At 62.0% G+C, this 25,594-nt stretch carries 24 protein-coding genes; 11 read left to right on the plus strand and 13 right to left on the minus strand.

Features of this window, described 5'->3' with window-relative positions:
- Positions 1-41: 41 nt before the first annotated feature.
- From KUV45_RS01495 to KUV45_RS01510, 4 genes are all read left to right on the plus strand, one after another.
- Positions 42-2,174 (plus strand): bifunctional (p)ppGpp synthetase/guanosine-3',5'-bis(diphosphate) 3'-pyrophosphohydrolase, encoded by a 2,133-nt coding sequence (locus KUV45_RS01495; protein WP_206942015.1) that lies wholly within the window; start codon positions 42-44, stop codon positions 2,172-2,174.
- 82 nt (positions 2,175-2,256) lie between these two features.
- Positions 2,257-2,646: a RidA family protein gene (locus KUV45_RS01500; protein WP_206942017.1), complete on the plus strand. Its 390-nt coding sequence runs from the start codon at positions 2,257-2,259 to the stop codon at positions 2,644-2,646.
- A 72-nt stretch (positions 2,647-2,718) separates the two neighbouring features.
- Positions 2,719-3,231, plus strand: coding sequence for an RNA 2',3'-cyclic phosphodiesterase (gene thpR, locus KUV45_RS01505; RefSeq protein WP_222162292.1), 513 nt, complete (start codon positions 2,719-2,721; stop codon positions 3,229-3,231).
- A 237-nt stretch (positions 3,232-3,468) separates the two neighbouring features.
- Positions 3,469-3,963 (plus strand): acyloxyacyl hydrolase, encoded by a 495-nt coding sequence (locus KUV45_RS01510; RefSeq protein ID WP_222162291.1) that lies wholly within the window; start codon positions 3,469-3,471, stop codon positions 3,961-3,963.
- Between the two features lie 110 nt (positions 3,964-4,073).
- Here the strand turns inward: KUV45_RS01510 and KUV45_RS01515 are convergent, their stop codons facing one another.
- The gene (locus KUV45_RS01515) at positions 4,074-4,952 is read right to left on the minus strand and encodes an SDR family oxidoreductase (RefSeq protein WP_222162290.1); all 879 of its coding nucleotides are present in this window, start codon (positions 4,950-4,952) and stop codon (positions 4,074-4,076) included.
- A gap of 115 nt (positions 4,953-5,067) precedes the next feature.
- On the opposite strand from KUV45_RS01515, the gene KUV45_RS01520 reads away from it, so the two are divergent.
- A complete protein-coding gene (locus KUV45_RS01520) occupies positions 5,068-5,985 on the plus strand; it encodes a hydrogen peroxide-inducible genes activator (protein ID WP_222162289.1) in 918 nt (305 codons plus the stop codon).
- Complete coding sequence (recG, locus tag KUV45_RS01525) at positions 5,982-8,063, plus strand: ATP-dependent DNA helicase RecG (RefSeq protein ID WP_222162288.1); 2,082 nt, start codon at positions 5,982-5,984, stop codon at positions 8,061-8,063. Before KUV45_RS01520 ends, recG begins: the two co-directional genes overlap by 4 nt.
- Positions 8,064-8,269: 206 nt before the next feature.
- Here the strand turns inward: recG and KUV45_RS01530 are convergent, their stop codons facing one another.
- The 3 genes from KUV45_RS01530 to KUV45_RS01540 all read right to left on the minus strand — a co-directional run bounded on the left by KUV45_RS01530 (position 8,270) and on the right by KUV45_RS01540 (position 10,459).
- Positions 8,270-8,626 carry a hypothetical protein gene (locus KUV45_RS01530; protein WP_206942024.1) on the minus strand — a complete coding sequence of 119 codons (357 nt, stop codon included), beginning with the start codon at positions 8,624-8,626 and terminating at the stop codon, positions 8,270-8,272.
- A gap of 92 nt (positions 8,627-8,718) precedes the next feature.
- Complete coding sequence (locus KUV45_RS01535) at positions 8,719-8,994, minus strand: HU family DNA-binding protein (protein ID WP_045991652.1); 276 nt, start codon at positions 8,992-8,994, stop codon at positions 8,719-8,721.
- Between the two features lie 292 nt (positions 8,995-9,286).
- Positions 9,287-10,459: an FAD-dependent oxidoreductase gene (locus tag KUV45_RS01540; RefSeq protein WP_222162287.1), complete on the minus strand. Its 1,173-nt coding sequence runs from the start codon at positions 10,457-10,459 to the stop codon at positions 9,287-9,289.
- Between the two features lie 155 nt (positions 10,460-10,614).
- Between KUV45_RS01540 and KUV45_RS01545 the strand changes: the two genes are divergently transcribed.
- From KUV45_RS01545 to phoR, 4 genes are all read left to right on the plus strand, one after another.
- On the plus strand, positions 10,615-11,199 hold the full coding sequence (locus tag KUV45_RS01545; protein WP_222162286.1) for a chorismate lyase: 585 nt from the start codon (positions 10,615-10,617) through the stop codon (positions 11,197-11,199).
- Positions 11,200-11,433: 234 nt separating this feature from the next.
- The gene (ubiA, locus tag KUV45_RS01550) at positions 11,434-12,327 is read left to right on the plus strand and encodes a 4-hydroxybenzoate octaprenyltransferase (RefSeq protein ID WP_222162285.1); all 894 of its coding nucleotides are present in this window, start codon (positions 11,434-11,436) and stop codon (positions 12,325-12,327) included.
- Positions 12,328-12,438: 111 nt separating this feature from the next.
- A complete protein-coding gene (phoB, locus tag KUV45_RS01555) occupies positions 12,439-13,128 on the plus strand; it encodes a phosphate regulon transcriptional regulator PhoB (RefSeq protein ID WP_206942029.1) in 690 nt (229 codons plus the stop codon).
- Positions 13,129-13,217: 89 nt separating this feature from the next.
- Positions 13,218-14,531: a phosphate regulon sensor histidine kinase PhoR gene (gene phoR / locus KUV45_RS01560; RefSeq protein WP_206942032.1), complete on the plus strand. Its 1,314-nt coding sequence runs from the start codon at positions 13,218-13,220 to the stop codon at positions 14,529-14,531.
- A 58-nt stretch (positions 14,532-14,589) separates the two neighbouring features.
- Here phoR and KUV45_RS01565 read toward each other — a convergent pair whose 3' ends face one another.
- The 7 genes from KUV45_RS01565 to KUV45_RS01595 all read right to left on the minus strand — a co-directional run bounded on the left by KUV45_RS01565 (position 14,590) and on the right by KUV45_RS01595 (position 21,284).
- Positions 14,590-14,925: a YnfA family protein gene (locus tag KUV45_RS01565; protein ID WP_206942033.1), complete on the minus strand. Its 336-nt coding sequence runs from the start codon at positions 14,923-14,925 to the stop codon at positions 14,590-14,592.
- A gap of 37 nt (positions 14,926-14,962) precedes the next feature.
- Positions 14,963-15,691 (minus strand): sulfate transporter CysZ, encoded by a 729-nt coding sequence (cysZ, locus tag KUV45_RS01570; RefSeq protein ID WP_206942036.1) that lies wholly within the window; start codon positions 15,689-15,691, stop codon positions 14,963-14,965.
- Positions 15,692-15,826: 135 nt separating this feature from the next.
- The gene (gene phoU / locus KUV45_RS01575; RefSeq protein ID WP_206942038.1) at positions 15,827-16,561 is read right to left on the minus strand and encodes a phosphate signaling complex protein PhoU; all 735 of its coding nucleotides are present in this window, start codon (positions 16,559-16,561) and stop codon (positions 15,827-15,829) included.
- Between the two features lie 32 nt (positions 16,562-16,593).
- Positions 16,594-17,367, minus strand: a complete 774-nt coding sequence (gene pstB / locus KUV45_RS01580; protein WP_222162519.1) for a phosphate ABC transporter ATP-binding protein PstB — start codon at positions 17,365-17,367, stop codon at positions 16,594-16,596.
- Positions 17,368-17,453: 86 nt separating this feature from the next.
- Positions 17,454-19,034, minus strand: a complete 1,581-nt coding sequence (gene pstA, locus KUV45_RS01585; RefSeq protein ID WP_222162284.1) for a phosphate ABC transporter permease PstA — start codon at positions 19,032-19,034, stop codon at positions 17,454-17,456.
- On the minus strand, positions 19,031-20,239 hold the full coding sequence (locus KUV45_RS01590) for an ABC transporter permease subunit (RefSeq protein WP_222162283.1): 1,209 nt from the start codon (positions 20,237-20,239) through the stop codon (positions 19,031-19,033). Before KUV45_RS01590 ends, pstA begins: the two co-directional genes overlap by 4 nt.
- A gap of 73 nt (positions 20,240-20,312) precedes the next feature.
- Positions 20,313-21,284 carry a phosphate ABC transporter substrate-binding protein gene (locus tag KUV45_RS01595; RefSeq protein WP_224851929.1) on the minus strand — a complete coding sequence of 324 codons (972 nt, stop codon included), beginning with the start codon at positions 21,282-21,284 and terminating at the stop codon, positions 20,313-20,315.
- Between the two features lie 298 nt (positions 21,285-21,582).
- Here KUV45_RS01595 and KUV45_RS01600 point away from each other — a divergent pair, with 298 nt between their 5' ends.
- The gene (locus tag KUV45_RS01600) at positions 21,583-21,981 is read left to right on the plus strand and encodes an acyl-CoA thioesterase (protein WP_206942570.1); all 399 of its coding nucleotides are present in this window, start codon (positions 21,583-21,585) and stop codon (positions 21,979-21,981) included.
- Positions 21,982-22,039: 58 nt separating this feature from the next.
- Here the strand turns inward: KUV45_RS01600 and KUV45_RS01605 are convergent, their stop codons facing one another.
- Positions 22,040-23,128: a TRAP transporter substrate-binding protein gene (locus KUV45_RS01605; protein ID WP_222162282.1), complete on the minus strand. Its 1,089-nt coding sequence runs from the start codon at positions 23,126-23,128 to the stop codon at positions 22,040-22,042.
- 172 nt (positions 23,129-23,300) lie between these two features.
- Complete coding sequence (uvrD, locus tag KUV45_RS01610) at positions 23,301-25,505, minus strand: DNA helicase II (protein ID WP_222162517.1); 2,205 nt, start codon at positions 25,503-25,505, stop codon at positions 23,301-23,303.
- Positions 25,506-25,594: the final 89 nt, after the last annotated feature.

Consider the following 25,594-nt stretch of genomic DNA (forward strand, 5'->3'; position numbering starts at 1 on the left):
CCATCCCACGGGGTCCTCATCACGCAGTCGGGGCACGCCACATGTTCACCATCGACGATCTGTCTGACCGACTCGGAGGCTATCTGCCCGCCGAGGAAATCCAGCAGGTCAGGCGTGCCTTTTACTACGCTGAACAGGCCCATGACGGCCAGCGCAGGCGTTCCGGTGAACCCTATGTGACTCATCCCTTGGCGGTGGCCAATATCCTCGCCAACATGCACATGGACCATCAGAGTCTGATGGCGGCCATGCTGCACGATGTCATCGAGGATACCGGCGTCCCCAAGGAGGCCCTGGCCAGACAGTTCGGCGAGCCCGTGGCCGACCTGGTCGACGGTGTATCCAAGCTGACCCAGATCACCTTCGAGGACAAGGCCGTCGCCCAGGCGGAGAACTTCCAGAAGATGGTGCTGGCGATGTCTCAGGACATCCGGGTCATCATCGTCAAACTGGCCGACCGTCTGCACAATATGCGCACCCTCGGTGCGCTCAGGCCTGACAAGAAGCGTCGCATCGCCAGGGAAACCCTGGAAATCTATGCTCGCGTTGCCAGCCGCCTTGGCATCAACACCATTCGCGTCGAGCTCGAGGACCTGTCCTTTCAGGCTATCCACCCGATGCGGGCCGAGCGAATCAAGCGTGCCGTGGCCAGCGCCCGTGGCAATCGTCGCTCCGCCATTCGCCAGGTGCAGAACGCCTTGCAGACTCGGCTCGACGAGCACGAGCTCAAGGGCACCGTCATCGGTCGCCAGAAGCATCTGCTGTCGATCTACCGCAAGATGCGCGACCAGCGAAAGTCCTTCGCCGAGATCATGGACGTGTTCGGCTTTCGCATCATCGCCGACGATGTCGACAGCTGTTATCGCATCCTGGGCATGGTGCACAACCTTTACAAGCCGGTACCCGGACGCTTCAAGGACTACATCGCGATCCCCAAGGCCAACGGCTACCAGAGCCTGCACACGACCTTGTTCGGCACCAACGGCATGCCCATCGAAGTGCAGATCCGCACTCGTGAAATGGAAGCCATGGCCAACAACGGCATCGCTGCCCACTGGCTCTACAAGGCAGGCCAGACCTCGCATCCGATTGCCGAGGGCAGCCGTGCCAGGGCCCGCGAATGGGTCAAGGGCCTGCTGGAGATGCAGCGCCATGCCGGCGACTCTCTGGAGTTCATCGAGCACGTCAAGAACGACCTGTTCCCGGACGATATCTACGTGTTCACCCCCAAGGGCGACATCATGGAGCTGCCCCAGGGCGCTACCGTGATCGACTTTGCCTATGCGGTACACACCGAGATCGGCAACACCTGCATCGCCTGTCGCATCGATCGTCACCTGGCGCCGCTGTCGACCCGCCTCGAAAGCGGCCAGACGCTGGAGATCATCACCTCTCCTGGCGGCAAGCCTAACCTTGCCTGGCTCAATTTCGTGGTCACGGCCAAGGCCCGCTCGGCCATTCGTCACGCCTTGAAGCACCAACAGCACACCGAAGCCGTGCAGCTTGGTCGCCGCCTGCTGACCCGGGCGTTGATGGAGTTCGAGGTACACCTGGAAGATCTGGGTGACGACGTCATGGCCCGCCTGCTCAAGGAAATGGAGATCCAGAACGAGTCCGATCTGCTGGAAGCCATCGGGCTTGGCAACCGCATGACCCACGTCATCGCGCGGCGCCTGGTGGAGCTGCAGCGGGGCGAGCGGATCACGCAGAATCGCGACAGCAGCGACAGCTCCAACGTCACTATCAGTGGCGTGGAAGGCATGGTGATCAAGTTTGCGCGCTGCTGTTATCCGCTACCGGGCGATCCGATCATCGGCCACCTATCGGTGGGCAAGGGCATCGTGGTACATCGCTCCGAGTGTCGCAATCTGCAGGAGCTGAAGAGCGATCCGGAAAAGCTGTTCACCCTGAACTGGTCGGACACCATTGATGAAGATTTCCAGGTGGCACTGCGCCTGGAGGTCGAGAGTCGTCGCGGCCTGGTGGCAGAACTGGCCGGACTGGTCACCGATGCCGACGCCAACATCGAGCGCATCGGTATCGAAGAGAGAGACGCTCGTCTCTCCATCGTCAATCTGACGCTTTCTGTGCGGGATCGCATTCACTTGGCGCGCATCATCAAGCGACTGCGTAATCTCTCCCATATCGGCAAGATTTCTCGTCTCGGCAACTGACCTGGGTGGCGCCAACAGGCCATGAATCCCATGGCCGTTCGCCACGTGGCTGTCGCCATCGACATGACATCAGGAGTCAATAATGAGCAACAAGGCTGTTATCAACACCGATCAAGCCCCCTCCGCCATCGGTCCTTACTCCCAGGCGATCAAGGCCGGCAACACGGTCTACCTGTCAGGCCAGATCCCCCTCGACCCGACCACCATGGAGCTGGTGTCGGATGACTTCGAGGCCCAGGCGCGCCAGGTGTTCACCAACATGAAAGCCGTCTGCGAAGAAGCCGCTGGCTCACTGCAGGACATCGTCAAGCTCAACCTGTATCTGGTGGACCTGGACAACTTCGCCACGGTCAACAAGGTGATGGAAGAGATCTTCACCAAGCCATACCCGGCTCGTGCGGCGGTAGGCGTCAAGGCACTGCCCAAGGGCAGCCAGTTCGAAGCAGAAGCGGTCATGGTCATCGGCGACTGATGACCCTCACGCCTGCCGGTGCCTGTGGCGTCATCAAGGTACCGGCATGGCTCCTCGCTGGCCCAGCCCATCATGCGACTGTTCATCGCCCTGCTCCCTGACGACGCCCTGCGCAAGCGCCTGGGTGCCCTCTCCGAAGCGCTGGAGGCTGACTGTGGCGGCCGCCGCATTGCCGATGCCAATATTCACCTGACCCTGGCCTTCCTGGGTGAACAGGATGCGACGACAAGCGCACGCCTTCGCCAGTTTATTGAACACTACCCGCCCGTGAACGGCCGGCTCGTCCTCGATACCCTCGGTGTTTTTACGGCTCCCGGCATTGTCTGGATCGGCCCCGGGCAACCACCTCAGAACCTGCTGCTGCAACAGGCAGCGCTGTCTCGTCAGCTCGCTGACATGGGACTGGCTCACCGGCCTTCTCATTTTCGTCCCCATGTATCGCTACGGCGTAGAGCAATGGCGCCTGCGGCACAAGCTTTATCCGTGGACAAATTCTGCTGGTCCTATACTTCTATTCACCTAATACAGTCATCTTTAAGCCATGAGGGAAGCCACTACACGCTCTTGGCCTCCAGCAAGGCATGAAGGCGAATCATCAGGGTGAATCACCGTCAGTTGGTGGCTCTATTGGCACAAACTGACGCATCTTTATGGCATCGATCATACACAGAGTTGCCAGCACCTTTGCCCAACGTGCTGCCAGCCCCCCGCGGTCCGCACCGACCGCACATGCGTGACAGACAGGTTCACCCTGTCTCGGGTGAAGGCTTGCAGGGACATCGCAGGCCAATAACAAGGGATGAAAAGAACCAGGGAACACTCATGCCAAACATACTTGCTCGTCCGCTGGCCGTCTGCCTGCTTGCCAGCCTTGCCACTCCAGCCATGGCTGGTCCGACGCTTGGTCTCGGCTCCACCAGTGAAGGGACAGGAGCCCTGGACCTGGGCTACGACTGGACCTTTGACCTCAGCCACTATCATCCGGCACTGGATCTTCGCCTGGGCACAGGATTCATTCTTTTCGAGGGGGATGAACGCAGCGATAACCAGGCGTTTTATGTTCGTCCGGCACTTCGCTACAGCTGGGAACACGTCTTCGTCGAGGGAGGTATTGGCGCGTCAGGATTTGTCGATACCCACATCGAGGACCGAGACCTGGGCAGCGCCTTTCAGTTCGAAGATCGTTTGGCTCTGGGCGTAAGAATGGGGGTCTACGGTGACCTGTCAGTCAGCATCACCCACTACTCCAACGCCAGTATCAAGGAACCCAATGATGGCTTCGAGCTGTATGGGTTGAATTGGCGTCTGGCCTACTAGCCAAGCCCATAGGCACCGTGATGACTCGCTGTGCCATCAGCGCCTTGTCGAGCTGTCCTAGCAACCGGGCCCGTGACAGATGTCGCGGGCCCTGACCTTTCCAGGCAATCTCAGTCGACGGGATCCACCTGCAGGAAGCCCCCTTCCTTGAGGACCTGAGCGTAGCCGTCGCGAAAGCTGGGGTAACGAAAACGGTAGCCGCTCTCGATCAGCAGACGAGAATCGCAACGCTTGCTGGCCCTGCGCCGCAGCGGGGACTGAATGGTCTCGGTGCACTCGACCTTCAACTGCTTGGCCAACCACGTCATCACTTCATTGAGCGGGGCGGGTTCGCTGTCACTGGCCAGATAGAGCGGGGCCAGGGCGTCGTCCTGCAACGCCTTGTCGATAAGGTGCACCAGCACCCCGGCGCAATCGTCGCGATGAATGCGATTGGAGTACATGGGGGGCGTGGCGGGCGCAATCCGTCCTTCACTGACCTGCCGAATCAGACGGTCGCGGCCAGGCCCATAGATGCCGGAAAAGCGCACCACGGTTCCCGGTAGCGAGTGATCGATCAACGCCTGTTCGGCTTCCCGCATCAACACGCCGGAAAAGCCGGATGGCTCGGTAGGGCTCTGTTCATCGACCGTTTCTCCGTCGCGCTGGGCGTACACGCTGGTGGAGGATACGAAGAACACATGGCGGGGCGGAACATCACGTTCTGACAGGGTGCCCAGGACCGCTTTCAGCCCCTGCGGATATGCCGCACGATACGCATCTTCCTCGAAGCGGTCGGCGCTGACCACGTATACCACGATGTCAGCATCCGGTAGAGCGGTCACGGATTCAGGATCGGCGAGATCCACCGTCACTCCCTCGATGCCCGTTTCGGCCAGCCGTTCGGGGTGGCGCCGAGCACCAATGACCCGATGTTCCTTGGCCAGAAGTTCACGGCCCAGCGCTATGCCAATGTCGCCACAACCAACAATCAACGTCGTCGTCTTCACCTTTACCGCGTCCCCCTGATATAAAATCCCTATGAGGCTCCGGTCCGGAGACCCGCGCATCCAGCGTCTGGCGCCTTGATCAATACCCCGAACAGAGGATGCCGATCGGCACCATATGACTCTAACAGAACTCCGCTATATCGTAACCTTGGCCCAGGAGCGCCATTTCGGGCGTGCCGCAGAGCGCTGCTTTGTCTCCCAGCCGACACTCTCGGTGGCGGTGAAAAAGCTGGAAGAGGAGCTGGAGGTCGCCCTGTTCGAGCGATCCAAGTCCACGGTACAGGTCACACCCCTCGGCGAAAAGATCGTCGAGCAGGCTCAGCGCGTGCTGGAACAAAGCAGCGCCATCAAGGAACTGGCGACGGCCGGACGTGACCAGCTGGCCAGTCCCCTGCGCATTGGTGCGATCTACACCATCGGGCCCTACCTGTTCCCGCATCTGATTCCGGAGCTGACCCGAGGCGCCCCCCAGATGCCTCTTTATATCGAGGAAGGCTTCACCGGTGGGCTGCGGCGCAAGCTGAGGAACGGCGAGCTGGATGCCATCATCGTCGCCCTGCCGTTTACCGAGACCGACGTGGTCACCAAGCCGCTGTATGAAGAAGACTTCGAGGTTCTGCTACCGTCAGATCATCGCTGGGCCAAGCGCAAGAGCATCGCCAAGGAAGACTTGCTGGAAGAACGCCTGCTGCTGCTGGGTGAAGGTCACTGCTTCCGTGACCAGATCCTGGAAGCCTGCCCGGCCATCAGCCAGAAGCTCAACAGTCCCAACAACACGCTGACCGCAGAAGGTGGGTCCCTGGAGACCATTCGCCACATGGTCGCATCGGGTCTTGGCATCACGGTATTGCCACGCTCCGCCATTGGTACCAGCCACTATGAGAGCGGCATGTTGATCAGCCGACCGTTCAGCGAGCCCCCGGGGCGCACGGTGGCGATCGCCTGGCGCGCCAGCTTTCCGCGGCCCAAGGCGATCGATGCGGTCACTGAAGCCATCGCCCGCTGCCGCGCCGCCGACCAGGAGACGGCGTGAGTCGCCTGAACGAAGCCGTCACATCACTGAAGGGTGTGGGCGAGGCGCTGGCACTGAAGCTCGCGCGGCTGAAAGTGGAGACCGTCGAGGATCTGCTCTTTCATCTGCCGCTGCGCTACCAGGACCGCACGCGGATCACCCCCATCGCGACCCTGCGCGGGGGCCATGAAGCGGTCGTCGAGGGAGATGTCAGTGCCGCTGACGTCATCCGCGGTCGGCGCCGCAGTCTGCTGGTGCGACTGAAGGATGGCAGCGGCATTCTCAGCCTGCGCTTCTTTCACTTTTCTCCTGCCCAGCAGCAGCAATTCCGTCCAGGCACACGGGTGCGCGCCTTCGGTGAAGCCCGCGCCGGTGCCACGGGGCTGGAGATCTACCACCCCGAGTACCGCCTGATCGGGGGTGACGAGCCACCCGTGGAAGATCATCTGACCCCCATCTATCCCACCACCGAGGGTCTCCATCAGGCCAGGCTGCGCGCCTTGATCGACCAAGCCATGGCCATGCTCGAGGCCGACCCAGCAGCCTTGCCCGACTATGTGCCGGACGACATTCGCCAACAGTTTTCCCTGGTTGGACTGCAGGACAGCCTGAAGACCCTGCACCACCCACCCCCGGACAGCGATGTCGACGCCCTGAGCGACGGCCGCCATCCGGCCAGCAGACGCCTGGCCACGGAAGAGCTGCTGGCCCATCAACTGAGCCTGCGCGAAGTGCGCCTGCGCATTCAGTCCGACGGCGCCCCTTGTTTGCCCAGCGGACGCAGTCTGAAGACGCGTTTTCTGGCGCAGTTGCCCTTTTCTCTGACCGGCGCCCAGCGGCGTGTGCTCGACGAGATTGGCGTCGATCTGGCCAAGCCTGCTCCCATGCTGCGGCTGGTCCAGGGTGACGTGGGTTCAGGCAAGACCGTGGTCGCTGCCATGGCCGCCCTGACCGCCATTGCCGGAGGCTGCCAGGCCGCCATCATGGCGCCGACGGAACTGTTGGCAGAACAGCACTATCGGGCGTTTCGCGACTGGTTCAGCGCTCTGGACATCGACGTCGCCTGGCTGTCGGGCAAGCTCAAGGGCAAGGCACGACTGGATACCAAGGCGGCTATCGCCGATGGTCGGGCGCGGATGATTGTCGGCACCCATGCCATCTTTCAGGATGACGTCTCTTTTGACCGACTTGGCCTGGCCATCATCGACGAGCAGCATCGCTTCGGCGTCCACCAACGCCTGGCACTGCGCGAGAAAGGCGAGCAAGGTGGTCTGACGCCCCATCAGCTGGTCATGACTGCGACGCCGATCCCACGCACCCTGGCGATGAGCGCCTATGCCGATCTTGATGTGTCGGTGATTGATGAACTACCGCCCGGCCGAACTCCGGTGACCACTGCCGTGGTGCCGGATGAGCGTCGGCCCGACGTCATTGCACGAATTCGTAACGCCTGTGCCGAAGGAAGGCAGGCGTACTGGGTGTGTACCTTGATCGAGGAATCCGAGGCGCTGACCTGTCAGGCAGCCGAGGTGACCCATCAGGAGCTGACAGAGGCCCTGCCTGAGCTGTCCATAGGGCTGGTACACGGTCGCATGAAAGCCGCCGACAAGGCCGCTACCATGGCTGCCTTCAAGGGCGGTGAGCTGGACCTGCTGGTAGCGACTACCGTCATTGAAGTCGGTGTCGACGTGCCCAACGCCAGCCTGATGATCATCGAGAACCCTGAACGTCTCGGGCTCTCCCAGCTTCACCAGCTGCGTGGACGCGTCGGTCGAGGCAGCACCGAAAGCTACTGCGTGCTGCTCTATCACCCGCCGCTGTCGAACACCTCGAAGCAGCGCCTGGCGGTGATGCGAGAAACTACCGATGGCTTTCGCATTGCCGAGCGGGATCTGGAAATTCGTGGTCCAGGCGAGGTGCTGGGCACCCGCCAGACAGGCCTGGCCCAGATGAAGATTGCCGATCTGGAACGCGACGCCGACCTGCTGCCACAGATCACCCCACTGGCGGACGCATTACTGGCACGTGATCCCGGGGCCAGTCGCCCGCTGATCCGGCGCTGGCTGGGAGAAGAAGCTGGGCGCTACGGGCAGGTGTAGACCGCGCAGAGCCATAAGGCATGTCGTGGGAAGCGTGCAGGAAGACGGTGGCTGATGCCCCCTGAAACGGGATGTCCTCAATGCCTGCAGCACTATCAAGTTCTGTAACACGATCAAGGTGTGGTGGATGAGGGTGCCAAGATTCACTCGCTGGCGGTGGGCCAGCTCCGCGCGATCACGAGCCACACAATGGTTGCCGTCATCCCCTACAGATGCTTGAGCAGACGCTGCAATCTGTCCATATCCTGAGCGTCCCCTACCAGGCGCAACTGTCCCGACATCATGGCGTCGAAAAACACTTGCTGGGTGGGCCGACGCAACACCTTCACCGCTGTCTGGCTATCCTGGAAGCGCAGCTCGAGGTCCAGGTCGACAGGGAGTCCTCGCTGGGTCTCGATACCGCTGGGCCGCATGCGGTAATAACGAGCGATCGACAGGTCCTCTGTCGCGATACCCCAGTCGAGCCCACCTTTTTCTTCCAGCCGCTCACGAAAGCGCGCCTTGCGCTTGAGTGCCCGCTTCAGCATGACACCCAGCAGCCACAACATCAGTCTCAGAGTCATGTTGCCTCACGCTGGAATAGGAAGGCGCGGCCCGCCAAGCGAGCCGCGATATCAGCCATTCGCTGCCATTTCTGACAATGGCAAGCGTCGCCTCAGCGGGCGACGGCGTCCTTGAGGCCCTTGCCGGGCTTGAAGGCGACTGTCTTGCTGGCGGGAATCTTCAACGGCTGACCCGTCTGGGGATTCTTGCCGGTCCGCGCGGCACGCTCGCGCACGGTAAAGGTGCCGAAGCCGATCAAAGACACATCCTGGCCCGAGGAAACACTGCCGGTGATCTCGTCGAGAATCACGTTCAGCACCTGGCTGGCCTTGTCCTTGGATAGATCAGCGCGCTCGGCAATTGCCGCGGCGAGTTCTGGCTTGCGCATACAGCCCTCCTAATTTTGGCTTGACTACCCGGTGCCATGGCACCGGGATCATTGTTATGGAAACACTGTCCGTGTGTCCACCTGGACCCTTCCAGGTCCTGCCATGCCAACGCTCCCATACGATGCCGGCAATGAACGTCACGGATCGATCAGTGCATCCTTGTTGTGGTGAGATGACACTCGAAATCCATCGACGTGACACCGTCCATTCGTGTTACACGAATCAGAATCAGTATCACACACTGCAACGATGGCACCTTCAACGACGGTGGCCCAGCCACCATCAACGAACCTAGCCTAGCAACGGCGGTGCCGCCCGCGCCAGTTCGACTTTCCGACGAACGCATTTTCCCGTCAACGCAAACCCCTTGAGCTGCCCCTGTTCGTCCTCGGCAAGGGCGCTGATGTCATCGCCATCGGCCTCGATCCGCCATTGCACTCGCTCACTTGCCGGCGGCAACGCCACCACCGGCAGCAGCGGTGTCTTGACCAGCACGGGCCATGGGCCGTAGCTCACCGGGGTCGGGCTGCCGCACAGGGTAGCGGCCAGGGCCTTGGCCGATGCCTGCAACGGCTGCACATACATCGCGTTGACGCCGTCCACCGATGCCACGTCTCCCAGTGCGTGTATACGCGGACAGGACGTCGATAGATAGCGATCCACCTGGATGCCGTCGGGGCCGGTACGGATGCCCGCCGCTTCGGCCAACTGGCTGCGGGGCCTGAGCCCCGTAGCGACCAGCACGAGATCAGCGCTCAGCGTCTGGCCGTCATCGAGCCGAAGGACGATCTCCTGTTCATCGCCCGCAGCCTGACGCGCTACGCTGTCGACCAGGCGCCCGCTTCTGATCTCGATGCCAGCGTCACGAAACGCATTGCCCAGCGCCTGGCCCGGCTGCTGGGGTAGCAGCCTCGGCAGCAAGGTGGGCTCCGGGCCAACCATGACGACCTGGTGTCCGCCCGCCTGGAGGTCGTTGGCGAACTCGCAGCCCACCAGGCCCAACCCGATCACCGCCACTCGCGCCGGACGCTCCAGGCCGTCAAGAATGGCCGAGAAGCGGCGGTAGTCATCGAGATCATTGATCGAGAACACGCGGCCGCTGAGCTCCGCCGGAATGGCGAAGGGAGCGACAGGGCTGGCACCGGTAGCCAGCACCAGGTCCGACCAGGGCAGCCGTTCCTGGCCAATCCACAGGCACGAGGACGCTGTGTCGATGCGGTCTACCCAGGTATGGGGGCGCACCACCACATTCAGCTGATCGGCCAGCTCCAGGGCCGAACGGGCCGCCAGCCGATCCGCCGCCAAGCCCTTGGCAAAGCCCGTGGATAACAAGGGTTTGGAGTAGTCATCGCCGCTATCGGCCGTGATCAGGGTGATCGGACGCCGGGCGTCCAGTGCGCGCACCTGGCGCACCAGGCCAATGCCTGCCATGCCAGTGCCGATGATGGTCAAGGGTGCTTGCATCACGTACTTCGACTCTGCCGACGACCGCCCTGCGGTCATTCAAGAAACCGGAGTGCCCAGCGGGGGCTCCAGCGAGTGACTCCTGTGCACCATGGTACACTATGCGCCCATCTACCGGAGCACGACGTCCGGTGCAGCAAGGACCTCAAGGCCCCATGTCACAGCATCCTCATGTCACCCCGTCCCGTTGCCATGTCGAGCCCGAGTGCCCGCGATCGACTCCCGAGTGGCGCGACATCCCCGCATCGTCGCATACCATCTCTGAGCGCTGGCTGGAGTGGCTGGCTTCCCGCGACTCACTGACGGAGAGACTGATGGCGGCCGCTGGCGAGGGACGCTTTCACGTGCGTCTGCTCGACCAGTACCTGGGACAGCCTTGGCCGGACGAGGCCGAGGCATTGGGACTGGCGGCCGGCCAGCAGGCCTGGTTGCGCGAGGTCGCGCTGTGCGTCGACGAGGACCCTTGGGTGGTGGCACGCTCAGCGGCACCATGGGTGAGCGATCAACAGGCGCCCTTTGCTGGCCTTGGCGAAAACTCGCTGGGCAGTTGGCTGTTTCAGCAGCCGGATCTTCGCCGCAGCCCGATCGAGATCAGCCGGATATCTCGTCCTATCCACGGATACCGCGGTATCTGGCAACGGCGCTCTCTGTTTTGCCACGGGGGCTGGGTGATGCTGGTGCAAGAGAGCTTTCTGCCCGCCATGGCCGAGGCGCTGTCTCTGGACCCGTCCCCAGGCTAGACAGCGACCGCGCTGTACTGGTCACGCCCGTCTCCCCGCGCTAGGCTTGGTCCGTCATGTCGACAAGCGCTGACCAGACCTGGCAGTAAATGGTCGCTCCCGGCGACACCCATGGATGAACTGTCTCGTCTTGTTTCGACGCTCAACGCCACACCAGCGGATGCGGACACGACAGAAGCGTGCCCGCCACGATGCCTGTGACAGCGACTTTCCACTAGCCCTCGAGAGACCACGATGGACCGCTCCCTGCTGCGTCCCCCCGGACGCCTCGCCCGAATTCCCGACTTCCTGGCGCTGATGCGTCTGGATCGCCCCATCGGCACCTGGCTGCTGATGTGGCCAACACTGTGGGCGCTGTGGGTAGCGGCGGACGGCATTCCCGCCCGCGACACGCTGCTGATCTTTGTCGCTGGCGTCTACCTGATGCGAGCAGCAGGCTGTGTCGTCAACGACTATGCGGACCGCCATTTCGACGGTCACGTCAAACGTACCAAACACCGCCCTCTGGCGACTGGGCGTATCAGCGAGCAGGAAGCCAAGGTCCTGTTCGTCGGTCTGCTGACAGCGGCCTTCGTGCTGGTCTGGCTGACCAACGGCTTTACCGTATGGCTGTCGCTGATCGGCGCCGTGCTGGCCGCCAGCTATCCCTTCATGAAGCGCTACACCCACTTTCCCCAGGTGGTGCTGGGGGCGGCCTTTTCCTGGGCGATTCCCATGGCATTCGGTGCCGTGCTGGGCGAGGTACCCACGGTCGGCTGGATCCTGTTCACCGCCAATGTACTGTGGACGGTGGCTTATGACACCGAATACGCCATGGTGGACCGTGACGATGATCTCAAGATCGGCATCAAGTCGACCGCAGTGCTGTTTGGTCGCTGGGACACTCGCATCATCGCGCTGCTGCAGCTGGCAACGCTGGGCCTGCTGGCCTGGGCGGGCGCTCTACTGAATATCGGCGGTTTCTATTGGCTGGGATGGCTGGCCATGGCGGCTACCTTTATCCACCAGCAGAAACTCATCAAGGAGCGTGATCGCGATCGCTGCTTCCAGGCCTTTCTCAACAATCACTGGTCGGGCCTGCTGCTGTTTGCCGGCCTGGCGCTGAGTCTCTATCCCGACCTGGGATGACCCTGTCGAGCTGACGAGGGCTCGACAGGTCGGCCAATGTCATCTAAATGTCACATTGACGTGGTGTCATCTGTCACCGTTGATAGGAAGACCCTGAACAAGAGGCCCGGGATGACAGCCAAGACCGTATTGATCGTCGACGACGAAGCGCCCATCCGCGAAATGATCGCGGTGGCTCTGGAAATGGCCGACTACCGGGTCCTCGAGGCCGACAATGCCCAGGCGGCTCACGCGATTATCGTGGACGATCAGCCAGACCTGCTGCTGCTGGACTGGATGATGCCCGGAACCAGTGGCATCGAGCTGGCACGCCGCCTCAAGCGGGAAGAAACCACCGCCGAGCTGCCGATCATCCTGCTCACCGCCAAGGGTGAGGAGGACAACAAGATTCAGGGGCTTGAAGCAGGTGCAGACGACTACATCACCAAGCCGTTCTCTCCCCGGGAACTGGTCGCCCGTCTAAAAGCGGTGCTGCGTCGTGCCACTCCCCGCGGCGTTGAAGACCCGGTGGAAGTCGACGGGCTCAAGCTCGATCCTGTCAGCCACCGCGTCAGCGTCGACGGCAAGTCGCTCGACATGGGGCCCACCGAATACCGCCTGCTGCAGTTTTTCATGACCCACCAGGAACGCGCCTACACCCGCGGCCAGTTGCTTGATCAGGTCTGGGGTGGCAACGTCTACGTCGAGGAACGCACCGTCGACGTGCACATTCGCCGCCTGCGAAAGGCCCTTGGCGAGCCACATCAGCAGCTGATCCAGACCGTGCGCGGCACCGGCTACCGTTTTTCGGCCAAGATGTGACGTCTTGCCTCCCTTCCACGCAGGCTTGATAGCGCCTGTACGGCTGGCGGCAGACAGGAGGACATAGGTGAACGGAGCCAGGAGCTGACGTGGGTCGACTGTGGAGACGAGAAGTCTGGCGCTTGACCCTGCTGGTCGGCATCGGCGCCCTGCTGGGCTGGCCCTTTTCCTTGACGAGTGTCGGCGTCGGAGCGGGCCTGACGCTTGGTCTCGCCTATCATCTGCGCAACCTGCACGCCATGCACGACTGGCTGACCCATCGTCCCCAGCAGGAACCTCCTACCGCCAGCGGTCTGTGGGGCGAGCTGTTTGATCGACTCTATCGCTACCAGAAGGGCCAGCGCATTACCCAACGACGCCTGCGCTCAACGCTTCAGCGTATCCAGGAGTCCTCTGAAGCGATGCGCGACAGTGTGGTCATGCTGGATCGCCATGGCGATCTCGAATGGTGGAACAGCTCTGCCGAGCGCATGCTAGGCCTGAAGCCGGCGCTGGACCGTGGTCAACATATCACCAACCTGCTGCGTGATCCGCGCTTCGTCGGCTATTTCAACGAGCGGGACTATCGTGAGCCGCTGAGCCTGCCATCGCCCATCGACGAGAACATGATCCTGCAGTTCCAGATCACCCTGTACGGTGACGATGAACGCCTGGTCATGGCGCGCGATATCACACGCCTGCATCGCCTGGAACAGATGCGCCGAGACTTTGTGGCCAACGTCTCCCATGAGCTGCGCACGCCACTGACGGTACTGACCGGCTATCTCGAGACCTACGGCGACATGGCCGACATGCTGCCCGAACGGCTCGGCAAGGGGGTGGCGCAGATGCAGAACCAGACCCGTCGGATGCAGAACCTGGTCAATGATCTGCTGCTGCTGTCGCGACTGGAAAACGATCAGGGCGGCGATGACCACACGCGGCTCGACCCCACCACTCTGTTGCAGACCGTCAAGCGAGATGCACAGGCGCTGTCTGGTGGGCGCCAGCAGATCGAGGTGTCCATCGACGATCCGCGTGGGCTCAAGGGCAGTGAGAAGGAAATTCACAGTGCCATTTCCAACCTGGCCTTCAATGCCGTGCGCTATGCCGGCGATGGCGCACGTATCCAGCTACGCTGGCGGGCCTACGGTGATGGCGCCTGTCTTGAGGTGGAGGACGACGGCGACGGCATCGACCCGATGCACCTTCCGCGCCTCACCGAGCGCTTCTATCGGGTAGACAAGGGACGCAGCACGGCAACCGGTGGCACCGGACTAGGCCTCGCCATCGTCAAGCACGTGCTGCTGCGCCACGATGCGCGCCTCGACATCGACTCACATCCGGGTGAAGGCGCCACCTTCCGCTGTATCTTCCCCTCGAGCCGAGTGCAGGAAAACCGCCAGACGGCCGCCTCGCCCTGACCCCGACCCAGGGACACACCAGCCCCGCTTTAAGCCAGGCTGGCATCACTGTGTCTTTTCAGCTCCTGGGACCCAGCAAGATAACCGCAGCGCCCGCCAGGCAAAGCGCCGCCCCCATCATGTCCCAGCGATCGGGGGGGCGCTGCTCCACCCACCACATCCAGCCCAACGATGCCGCGATATACACGCCGCCGTACGCGGCAAAGGCGCGTCCAGCATAGTCAGCGTCTACCTGGCTGAGCAGCCAGGCAAACAGCGCCAGGCTGAACAGACCGGGCAACAGCCACCAGGCCGCACCATCCGCCCTCCACCAGCGCCATACCGCGAAGCAGCCGGCGATCTCGGCCACCGCCGCCAACAGGTAGATGGCCAGCCCAGGCAACCCTGTCAACATCGGCAGCGCCTTGCACCGGCCAGGTGACAGGTCGCCATCAGCGACGCACCACCGGCAGTTGGCGATAGTGCTGATCCCACATCAGCACAGCCCCGGCCACTGCGCCGGGAATCAGAAACAGATTGGCCAGTGGTATCCAGGTGATCAGCGTCACCAGGCCGCCAAAGCTGATACTCGGCCACCAGCGCGCCGACAGTCGCTTGCGCATATCGGGAAAACTGACCTTGTTATTGTCCATCGGATAGTCGAGATAGGTAATCGCCATGGTCCAGGCGCTGAAGGCCGCCCAGAGCAGCGGTGCCACCAGATTCACCACGGGTATCCAGCTGAGGATGAACAGGCCGATCATGCGCGGCAGAATATACGCCAGCTTGAGCAGTTCACGCCCGAGTGCATCAACACCGGTCTTGAGCCAACCGCGGTCGTCGCTGGGCTCCTGCCCCGTCAGCTCGACCTCGGCACGCGCTGCCAGAAAGCCGTAGAAGGGGGCAGCAATCAGGTGGGTCACCAGGGTGAACGAAAAGAACACGATCACGATCAGGCTGACCACGAACAGGGGCCAGATCAGCCAGTCGAGCCACTCCAGCCAGCTTGGGACCATGGCCATCCAGCTGTCGAGCCAGCCACCAAACTCACCCAGCACATAGCTGAGCATGCCGGCATAGACCAGCAGATTGACCAGAATGGGAAGAAAGACGTAGCGGCGCAGTCCACGGCTATAGACCAGCCGCGTACCGCGACGAACCGCCTCAATAGCATTCAGCATGACTTCTATCCTTGGCAACGACATCAACAAGGCCATAACGACTGCGGGCCATCGTCTCGACGATGGCCCGCAGTTCAGGGTACCGGCAACGACCCTGACAGGGCCGGCCTATTGACGCCGCTTGCGGCGTTCAGGTCAAGACGAGGCGTCGTCGTCCAGCAGATCCGGGTCAATCTTGTCCGGCGAGACGTGACGGATATCCAGGCCCTTGACCAGGTAAATGACGTACTCGGCCAGGTTGTTGGCGTGGTCACCCACGCGCTCTAGGGCTCGCAGAATCCACATGATGGCGAGCACTGGCGAGATAGACCGCGCATCTTCCATCATGAAGGTCATCAGCGATCGCATGGCGCTTTGATACTCGCTGTCGACGCGCTCGTCTTCCTGCACCACCTGCATCGCAAGCTCAGTATCGAAGCGGGCAAAGGAGGTCAGTGCATCGCGCATCATGTGGCGAACGTGCTCGCTGATATTGCGCACCTCGACGAACCCGCGAGTGCCATTGTTGCCGTCCACCAGTTCGATGGCGTTACGGGCGATCTTGCTGGCTTCATCACCGATACGCTCGAGATCGGATGCGGCGCGGATCACCGCCAGCACCAGGCGCAGGTCCGAGGCGGCCGGCTGGCGGCGGGCCAGCACGCGGGTGCACTCGTCATCAATCTTGATCTGCATATCGTTGACCGCGCGGTCATTGTCGACCACCCGGGAGGCCAACGCCGAGTCGGAGTCGAGCAGTGCGCTGACAGCATCCTGCACCTGCTTCTCGACCAGGCCACCCATGGCCATCAGGTGGGTCTTGAGCTCTTCAAGCTCGTGATTGAACTGGCGCGAGATATGCTGACTGTGGGTATCGCTGGTGATATCCATGGAGGTCTCCTGAAGGGAGGTGCAGGGGGCGATCAGCCCACCATGCGTCCGGTGATGTAGTTTTCGGTGCGCCTCAGGCGCGGGTGCGTGAACAGGGTGTCGGTCGGTCCGTACTCCACCAGCTCACCGTTATGCAGGAACGCCGTATAGTCGGACACACGTGCCGCCTGCTGCATGTTATGAGTGACCAGTACCAGGGTCAGATGTGGCTTCAGCGTGCGAATCAATTCCTCGATCTTGAGCGTCGAGATCGGGTCGAGAGCGGAGGCGGGTTCATCCAGCAGCAGCACCTCGGGCTCTACCGCCAGGGTCCGCGCAATCACCAGTCGCTGCTGTTGACCACCTGACAGTGACCAGGCTGACGCACGCAGGCGCCCCTTCACTTCTTCCCACAGTGCGGCTGACTTCAGCGCCCACTCGACCACATCATCGATGCGCCGCTTGCTGAGTCCCCCCTGCAGTCGCAAACCAAAGGCGACATTGTCGTAGATCGACATGGGAAAAGGATTGGGTGCCTGAAAGACCATGCCTACCCGTCGCCTCAACTCCGACACGGCCACTCGCGAATCATGGATGTCGTGCCCATCGAGATAGATACTGCCGCGCCGGCTGACGTCCTCGTTGAGGTCATGCAGCCGGTTAAGTGCCCGCAGCAACGTCGACTTGCCGCAGCCCGACGGCCCGATGAAGGCCGTCACTCGGTGCCGCGGGATGCGCAGCGTCAGATCCTTCAATGCGGACTTGCCCGCATAGGCCAGACTTAGCCCCTGGATATCCAGGCACGTATCGGCTTCCGAAAACGCCATGACCGCCCCGCGCCGACTTCCCAGGGAGGCCTGGCTGAGCTGGCGTTGGGGCAGCCTTCCATCGATGGACATTGACTCTCCCTGCATCATCGACGCACCGGCGCACCATGACGCTTGCGCAGATAATGCCGCATGAATATTGCAGTCAGGTTAAGCACCAAAATAACCACTACCAATAACAGAGCCGTGGCATAGACCAGCGGCATGGCGGCCTGAACATCGCTGGAATGAAAGGCGGCATCGTAGATGTGATAGCCAAGGTGCATGAACTTTCTTTCAAGGTGGAGGAAAGGAAACTCACCGTCCACTGGAACCTGTGGTGCAAGCTTTGCCACGCCGACCAGCATCAGCGGCGCCACTTCTCCCGCGGCCCGGGCCACCGCCAGAATCAGTCCTGTCAGCATGGCCGGCATTGCCATCGGCAGCACCACCCGAGTCAAGGTCTCGAAGCGTGTTGCTCCCAGTGCCAGTGCCCCCTCGCGCTGGTGCAGGGGAATCCGTGACAGGCCTTCTTCCGTGGCCACGATCACCACCGGCAGGGTCAACAGCGCCAGGGTCAACGATGCCCACAGCAATCCACCGGTACCAAAGGTCGGCGATGGCAGAGAAGAGTCGAAGAACCACCGGTCAATGCTGCCACCGACACCATAGACGAAGACCCCGAGGCCAAACACGCCGTACACGATGGAGGGCACACCGGCCAGATTGCGCACGCCAATCCTCACTAGCCGAGTCAAGCGACCTTGATGGGCCACTTCATTGAGATAGACGGCAGCCAGCACACCGAAGGGCGTGACCAGCACCGACATCAGCAACACCATCAAGATAGTGCCGAAGATCGCAGGCCACACGCCGCCGGCCGTGTTGGCATCCCTGGGCCCCTCGGACAGGAATTGCCACAGTTCTCCTCCCCAGTGGCCCAGTTTTTCGTACCAGGCCATGGCGTTGGGGCGCCAGGCATCCAGCACTTCCTCCAAGGGCTGCTCTTGACGCTGGCCCTGGCTGTTCTCCAGCACCAGTACCCCGCCCTGCTGCAACCGACGAAGCTCCGTCGCCCGCGCCTGTAACGCTTCCAGTTGCCGGTCATCCAGGCGGTGCTGTGTCTCGCTCGACGACGGCTCGCGCTCCATATGTCGGATCAACGGCAGTATCTCATCACGGGTCAACTGCTGTCGGGCCTGGCGCAGGGCATCAAGCTCCTTGAGCCGCTGCTCCATGGCCAGCCACGCGGCCTCTCCCGTCAGCCGTTCACCCTCCAGCCTCACTGCCACCAGGCGACCGAAGAAGGTGCCCCAGTGACGTCGCTCGAGCACGACCAGGTCATCAGGCGTCTGGTCACTCGCCAGCCGCGGGACGCTCAACCAGCGCCAGATGCCACCGCCATCATCACGATTGGCTATCCAGTAGCGCCGCTCGACGCCTTCTCCACCGGGCAGCGTGCGCTGCTCAAAAGGCACGCCTATGACCGTGTCGCCGTCATCAAGGGTGACCTCGTGCAGGGTCGACGGCCAGAAGTTGGCCAACCCCTTCACGCTGAGCAGAACAATCAAGGCGCCTAGCATCAATACCGACAGCGCTACCGAGGCCGCAGCCAACCACGCCCAGGGCCCCTCATGCGGACGTCTAAGCGTCTTGCTGCCGACCGCCGTATGGCCGGGAATCTTCATGTATCACCCCGCGAACGCCGGAAGCGCTGCCTGAGTCTTGCACGCACCAGCTCGGCCAGGGTGTTCATCAGAAAGGTAAACAGAAACAGCGCCAGGGCCGCCAATAGCAGCAAGCGGTAGTGGGTGCCGCCTGGTGCCGCTTCGGGCAGTTCAATCGCAATGCTCGAGGCCAGCGACCTGAGGCCATCCAACGGCGTCGCCGTCATCAGGGCGCTGTTACCGCTGGCCATCAACACGATCATGGTTTCTCCCACCGCTCGACCGGCCCCGATCATGATGGCGGAGAAGATCCCCGGGAGGGCAATCGGCAGCATGACGCGGGTCAGGGTCTGCCAGCGCGTGGCTCCCATGGCCTGGGCGCCTTCCGCCAGGTTTCGCGGCACATCACTGAGCGCATCCTCGGCCAGCGCATAAATGCCGGGGATCACGGCAAACCCCATCGCCAGCCCCACGATCATGGCATTGCGTGCCTGAACATCGAGACCCCAGCGCTGCTCGACCCATTCGCGCAGGTCGCCAGCGAACCACCAGCTCTCCCACAGCGGGGCAAGCTGCACCGCGGCGAGTACCAGCAACAACAGGCAGGGCAATAACCACAAGGCGGCCGAATTCAGCGACAGGTACCGCTGCACGGGGACCGGTAGCCGACGATGGCCCAGCGCCAGCGTGATCATCGCGAGGGGCAGCAGCAGCACGACGGACACTGCCTCGGCCAGATGGCGTTCCACCCAGGGGCCCAGCACCAGCCCGGCAATGAAACCCAGTACGACGCTGGGCATGGCTTCCATCAGCTCCAGGGTCGGCTTCATGCGCGCACGCAGTCCCGGCGACATATACAGACTCGAGTGGGCCGCCGCGCCTAGTGCCAACGGTATGGCCACTATCAGCGCCCATATAGCGGCCTCAAGCGTCCCCCACAGCAACGGCGCCAGACTGGCCTGGGCAACCACCCCCTCTTCGAGGCGATGAGGCAGCCAGCGAAACTCAGCTTCGCCACTGGTGCCGGGGGCCGACCACAGCGCACTCAGAGACATTCCGTCTGCCCCGGGCCAGAACAGGGGCACCACCTCCACCAGCAGAAATACCGCGATGGCAATGACCGTCAACAGCACACCGATCCCCCCTGCCGTGATCAGCAGGGTGGCCAGTCGATCTCGCCGCTGGCGGGACCGATAGAGAGGATTGGTGGAGGTAGGATCAGACATCTAGGCCAGCCATTGTTGCATAGCGGAAGATTACGACATCTTCATGACATCTGGATGACAGAAGACGGCTTGATCAACGTTCCTCTCGTGCCAACGCCGGTAGCCCCAGCGCTCGTCGCTGTGCCATCAATGCCGAGGGTGACAGCGCCACGAAGCCCAGTTCCTTCACCACGCGCTGACCCGACGGCGACAGCACCATGTCCAGGAAGGCACGCTCTACCTCCGGCAGCGGTGTTTCCGGGGGCCGGTTGACGTAAATGAGCAAGTCGCGAACCAACGGATAGTCCCCATCCCGCAGCGCCTGACGCTCAGGTCTCACGTCACGCTGGCCATCGGCAATGGCCACCTCACGCACGTCAGCGTTCAAATGATTCAAACCGACATACCCGATGCCTCGCGGGTCGTCACCGACAGCGGCGACCACCGCTGCCGATCCCGCCGAGACGGTGACGGATACCTTGAACTCACCATCACACAGCGCACGACGCCGAAACAGACCGTGAGTACCGGAGACCGCATTACGACCGTACAGATGGATGCTGCCCTGGGGATCATCCAGCCCCAGCTGCTGCCAGTGGTGGATGCTTTCTTCCGCACCACAGGCCAGCGTATCGGAGAAGATGGCGTCGAGCTGCTGGCGGTTCAGACGCTCGAGGGGGTTATGCCGATTGACCACCACGACCAGGGCATCCTTGCCCACGACCACGGGAGTGACGGCATAGCCGTGACGTGCCGCAAATGCTGCCTTCTCATCATCCTGCATGGGCCGCGACATGGGGCCCAACAGCGTAGTGCCGGCAATCAACGCGGGTGGAGCACTGGCGGATCCTGCCACTTGCAGCTGCAGACGAACGCCTGGACGCTGCTCTTCGAACTGTTCCCCCCAGCGCAGCATCAGCTCGGCCATGGTGTCCGAACCTACTGCGTTCAATGCCCCCGCGACATCGTGTGCCGTCGCCGGCAAGGGTAACCATGCCACCCAGCCCAGCCACAGGAGCATCACGATGCGCCTGCTGGTGGCAGCAAAATGGGACACGCTGGACATCTGGCCTCCCGGCATTAGCTCAGCATCACGTCAGACAGAATGACGCCTTCGCTCGGCTATCTTCCTGAGTGTTCACATCATCCGTGCCACACGCTTGCCAAGGCAACCACCCAGAGCTTCTGCCAGAACGTCTAACAAAGCTTCTGGCCGTGGTGGTCCTCGGCGCGACGTCCCTGCAGGGTAACGCACGAACGGTGGAGTATATCGCTCCGGGGTGGTTTCATGACGTCAGCGACGATGGCGTTTGCTTGCGAACGTCAGCGATGACAACAACTCACGCCGGATGCCACTCATCATGATGACCGAAGTCGATGACGTTCCTGTGCCAAAGGGTCAACTGACCTTGAAGCTCGCGGCGACTCGCCAGGACACCAACGCGCACGGTGACATTCCCGCTGGTTGGTTAGCCCGCCTGATGGACCAGGCCGCAGAGTGGACCGCCAGCCAAGAGGCACGAGGACGAACCGCCACCGTGGCGATCGAGGGAATGGACTTTCTCTGCCCGGTGCGTGTGGGGTCTCTGGTCTGCGTCTACACCCAGGTCGGTGACATTGGCCACAGTTCGATCAAGATTGATGTGGAGGTATGGGTTCGTACAGCTCACGACAGCGAGGACGACCTCCACAAGGTCACCGAAGCACGCCACGTGCTGGTGGCACTGGACGACAATGGCCGCATCCGAGGCGTGCATGCTTGATCCGGCGGCCTGCCACCGGGCAACGGCACTCGTCCACCGTTGCCCGGGTGTTCAGACATCAAGACAGCACGTTGTCCCGCGCCTTGAGATAGGCAAACTCGCCCACATCCGAGAACTTGCGCACCTGGGCCTGGAAGTTGCGGTATGACTCGTAGATGCGCGCAGACGCCTCGTCACTGTCCACCTGCTTCTGCAATACCTGCTCCGACGATTCGTGCAACGCCGTGATCACGTCGTCAGGGAAGGCACGCAGCTGCACGCCGTGCTCATTGACCAACGCGTCCAGGGCTTCGGCATTGCGGAAGGCAAATTCACTGATCATCGCCAGGTTGGAGGCTCTCGCCGCCTCGGTCACGATGGCCTTGAGGTCGTCGGGAAGCGCGTTCCAGGCATCCAGATTGACCGTCCCCTCAAGGATGGCACTCGGCTCGTTCCAGGCAGAGGTATAGTAGAAATCCGCGACCTGGTGCAGACCAAAGGCCAAGTCGTTGTACGGTCCGACCCAGTCTGCAGCATCGAGCACTCCGGTCTGCAGCGAAGTGAAAATCTCGCTGCCGGGAATCGTCAGCGTGGTGACCCCGATGCCTGACATGGCTTCACCGGCAAGACCGGGCAGACGCAGCTTGAGCCCCTGCATATCTTCCAGTGAGTTGATCTCCTTCTTGAACCAGCCTGCCATCTGGGTCCCGGTATTGCCCACCGCAAATGGCTTGAGGTTATGCCCGGCATACAGCTCGTCCCACAATTCCTGACCACCGCCATTGTAGAGCCAGGCGTTGGTCTCGGTGGTGGTCATGCCGAATGGCACGGCGGTAAAGAACTGGGATGCCGCCACCTTGCCGCGCCAGTAATAGGAAGCGGAATGTCCCATTTCGGCGGTGCCCTGAGACACTGCGTCAAAGACTTCCATGGCCGGCACCATCTCGCCTGCACCGTGAACCCTAACTTTCATGCGCCCGCCGGACATCCGCTCAATCCGCTCGGCCAGGTCATTGGCACCGGTTCCCAATGCGGGGAAGTTCTTGGGCCAGGAGGTGACCATGTTCCAGGTAATGGTTTCCTGGGCACTGGCGGTGCTGACAAAGGGGGCGGCGGCGACGCCTGCAGCGCCGAGGCCGGCGGTCTTGAGAAAGGAACGGCGTTCCATGGGGCGAGCTCCTGAAGCGTGTTATGTCGACGCCGGCATCAAAGCAGCAGGGTCGAAGGCTGCTCTCCCCGGCGTGGTGTCCGCCGGGAAGTATGCGGGAAAGAGAAATTAGCCTGCAAGCCAGGCCTGAGACGCTGCGCTCAAGAGCGCAGCTGGCAAAGACGGCAGTGGGCTACAGCGCCTCGAGCTTGGCAAACCCGAGTACCAGCCATTTATCCCCGTGGCCTTCGAAGCTGACCTGCACCCGGGCACGCTCCCCCTCACCTTCTGCATTGAGGATGACTCCCTCACCAAATACCGGGTGGCGAACCCGCTGCCCCAATGACAGTGCAGGCAGGTCACCGCTAGCCTCGACACCGGACTGGGCAAAGCGTGGCGGCGTCGGCCGCGCGCTGACGGGACGCGATACCTGGCCGCGAAGACGCACTTCCTCCAGCAGCGACTCGGGCAACTCGCGCAGAAAACGAGACGGCCGCTGAAAGGTTTCCTTGCCATGCATGCGGCGAATCTCGGCATGGGTCAGATACAGCTTCTTCATCGCCCGGGTCACCCCGACGTAGCAGAGTCGGCGCTCTTCCTCGAGGCGGCCGGGCTCTTCCAGGGACATGCGGTGGGGAAACAGCCCCTCTTCGACTCCCGCAATGAATACCACCGGGAACTCCAACCCCTTGGCGGAGTGCAACGTCATCAGCTGCACGCTGTCTTCGAATTCGTCGGCCTCGTGCTCGCCAGCGTTGAGCGCCGCCTCGGCCAGAAAGGCCTCGAGCGCCACCATGCCCTCGCCAGCCTCCACGGTATCCAATGTCTCGCCCTGGGAGAACGCCCGCGCGGCATTGATCAGTTCTTCCAGGTTCTCGACTCGAGCCTGGCCCTTCTCGCCCTTTTCGCTGAGGTGGTGATCAATCAGTCCCGTGCGCTGGTTAACGTGGGCGATGATCTCGTGAAGCGCCATCCCCGAGGTGTCATTGTCGAGACCTTCGATCAGGTCGGCAAATGCCGTCACGGCGTTGGCGGCACGCCCCTTTAGAGAGCCGTCGGCCAGGGTGTCATGGATGGACTGCCACAGCGATACCTGCGCGCGGCGCGCACGATCGCGCAAACCCTCTACCGTGCGCGTACCGATACCTCTAGCGGGCACATTGATGACGCGTTCCAGGGACGCGTCATCGTCACGGTTCAGCAAAAGGCGCAGATATGCCAAGGCGTTCTTGATCTCAAGGCGCTCGTAGAACCGCTGCCCCCCGTAGATGCGATACGGCATGCCCTGGCGAATCAAGGTCTCCTCGATCACTCGAGACTGAGCATTGGAGCGATACAGAATGGCCACTTCCTGGCGCTGGTACCCTTCATCGACCTTTTCCTTGATGGTATCGACGATAAAGCGTGCCTCTTCCATATCATTGAAACCGGCATACACGGAAATGGGTTCGCCGCGACTGCCAGCCGTCCACAGCTCCTTGCCCATGCGATCAGAGTTCTGCTTGATCAGCGCGTTGGCCGCATCAAGGATGGCGCTGGTAGAGCGATAGTTCTGTTCGAGTCGGACGGTCTTGGTATCCGCAAACTCTTGCTCGAAGCGACGAATGTTCTCCACCTTGGCCCCACGCCAACCGTAGATCGACTGATCGTCATCACCTACCACCGTCATTGGCGTACGCTGCCCAGTAAGAAGCTTCAACCAGGCGTACTGCAAGGTGTTGGTGTCCTGGAACTCATCCACCAGCACATGGGCAAAGCGTTCCTGGTAATGGGCCAGCAATGCAGGATTGTCGCGCAAGAGCTCCAGGCTGCGCAGCAACAGCTCACCAAAATCGACCAGGCCACCACGTTCACAGGTCAACTGATAGATGTCGTACAGCGATACCATCTGCTCGACATAGGCGTCGCCGTTGGTACGTACCTGGTGTGGCCGAAGCCCTTCTTCCTTGCAACCACCGATGAAGGATTGCACTTGGCGCGGCGGGAAACGCTCGTCGTCGACCTGGTTATCTTTCAACAGGCGTTTGATCAGACGCAGTTGATCATCGGAATCGATGATCTGGAAGTGCTGGGGCAGACGAGCATCCTGCCAGTGAGTACGCAGCAAGCGATGGGCAATCGAGTGGAAGGTGCCCACCCAGACATGCCTCAGCGAGAGTCCCAGAAGGGCCTCAAGACGCGTGCGCATCTCCCTGGCGGCCTTGTTGGTGAAGGTCACCGCCAGTACGGCGTAGGGTGACAGCCCCTCGGCCTGCATCAGCCAGGCGATACGATGCACCAGCACGCGGGTCTTGCCGGAGCCCGCGCCGGCGAGCACCAGCATGTTGCCCTGAGGAGCGCATACCGCCTCGTGCTGCGCCGAATTGAGGCCGTCAATGATCGCCGTGACGTCGTCCATGGAGAAGGCACCGCTGGAGAGAAAGTGGGCGCCCAGTCTACCATAGCGATGCTGGATAAAAGGACAGCAGACCATCGACCCCAAGGCGC

The sequence above is a fragment of the Halomonas sp. DP3Y7-2 genome (genome assembly GCF_019800795.1).
Classification (GTDB): Bacteria; Pseudomonadota; Gammaproteobacteria; order Pseudomonadales; family Halomonadaceae; genus Halomonas; species Halomonas litopenaei_A.

Excerpts from the sequence above, each read along its gene's own strand:
- KUV45_RS01495 (WP_206942015.1), top strand. The coding sequence starts at position 42 with ATGTTCACCATCGACGATCTGTCTGACCGACTCGGAGGCTATCTGCCC.
- KUV45_RS01500 (WP_206942017.1), top strand. The coding sequence starts at position 2,257 with ATGAGCAACAAGGCTGTTATCAACACCGATCAAGCCCCCTCCGCCATC.
- thpR (WP_222162292.1), top strand. The coding sequence starts at position 2,719 with ATGCGACTGTTCATCGCCCTGCTCCCTGACGACGCCCTGCGCAAGCGC.
- KUV45_RS01510 (WP_222162291.1), top strand. The coding sequence starts at position 3,469 with ATGCCAAACATACTTGCTCGTCCGCTGGCCGTCTGCCTGCTTGCCAGC.
- KUV45_RS01520 (WP_222162289.1), top strand. The coding sequence starts at position 5,068 with ATGACTCTAACAGAACTCCGCTATATCGTAACCTTGGCCCAGGAGCGC.
- KUV45_RS01530 (WP_206942024.1), bottom strand. The coding sequence starts at position 8,626 with ATGACTCTGAGACTGATGTTGTGGCTGCTGGGTGTCATGCTGAAGCGG.
- KUV45_RS01535 (WP_045991652.1), bottom strand. The coding sequence starts at position 8,994 with ATGCGCAAGCCAGAACTCGCCGCGGCAATTGCCGAGCGCGCTGATCTA.
- KUV45_RS01540 (WP_222162287.1), bottom strand. The coding sequence starts at position 10,459 with ATGCAAGCACCCTTGACCATCATCGGCACTGGCATGGCAGGCATTGGC.
- KUV45_RS01545 (WP_222162286.1), top strand. The coding sequence starts at position 10,615 with ATGTCACAGCATCCTCATGTCACCCCGTCCCGTTGCCATGTCGAGCCC.
- ubiA (WP_222162285.1), top strand. The coding sequence starts at position 11,434 with ATGGACCGCTCCCTGCTGCGTCCCCCCGGACGCCTCGCCCGAATTCCC.
- phoB (WP_206942029.1), top strand. The coding sequence starts at position 12,439 with ATGACAGCCAAGACCGTATTGATCGTCGACGACGAAGCGCCCATCCGC.
- KUV45_RS01565 (WP_206942033.1), bottom strand. The coding sequence starts at position 14,925 with ATGTTGACAGGGTTGCCTGGGCTGGCCATCTACCTGTTGGCGGCGGTG.
- cysZ (WP_206942036.1), bottom strand. The coding sequence starts at position 15,691 with ATGCTGAATGCTATTGAGGCGGTTCGTCGCGGTACGCGGCTGGTCTAT.
- phoU (WP_206942038.1), bottom strand. The coding sequence starts at position 16,561 with ATGGATATCACCAGCGATACCCACAGTCAGCATATCTCGCGCCAGTTC.
- pstB (WP_222162519.1), bottom strand. The coding sequence starts at position 17,367 with ATGGCGTTTTCGGAAGCCGATACGTGCCTGGATATCCAGGGGCTAAGT.
- pstA (WP_222162284.1), bottom strand. The coding sequence starts at position 19,034 with ATGAAGATTCCCGGCCATACGGCGGTCGGCAGCAAGACGCTTAGACGT.
- KUV45_RS01590 (WP_222162283.1), bottom strand. The coding sequence starts at position 20,239 with ATGTCTGATCCTACCTCCACCAATCCTCTCTATCGGTCCCGCCAGCGG.
- KUV45_RS01595 (WP_224851929.1), bottom strand. The coding sequence starts at position 21,284 with ATGTCCAGCGTGTCCCATTTTGCTGCCACCAGCAGGCGCATCGTGATG.
- KUV45_RS01600 (WP_206942570.1), top strand. The coding sequence starts at position 21,583 with ATGACCGAAGTCGATGACGTTCCTGTGCCAAAGGGTCAACTGACCTTG.
- KUV45_RS01605 (WP_222162282.1), bottom strand. The coding sequence starts at position 23,128 with ATGGAACGCCGTTCCTTTCTCAAGACCGCCGGCCTCGGCGCTGCAGGC.
- uvrD (WP_222162517.1), bottom strand. The coding sequence starts at position 25,505 with ATGGACGACGTCACGGCGATCATTGACGGCCTCAATTCGGCGCAGCAC.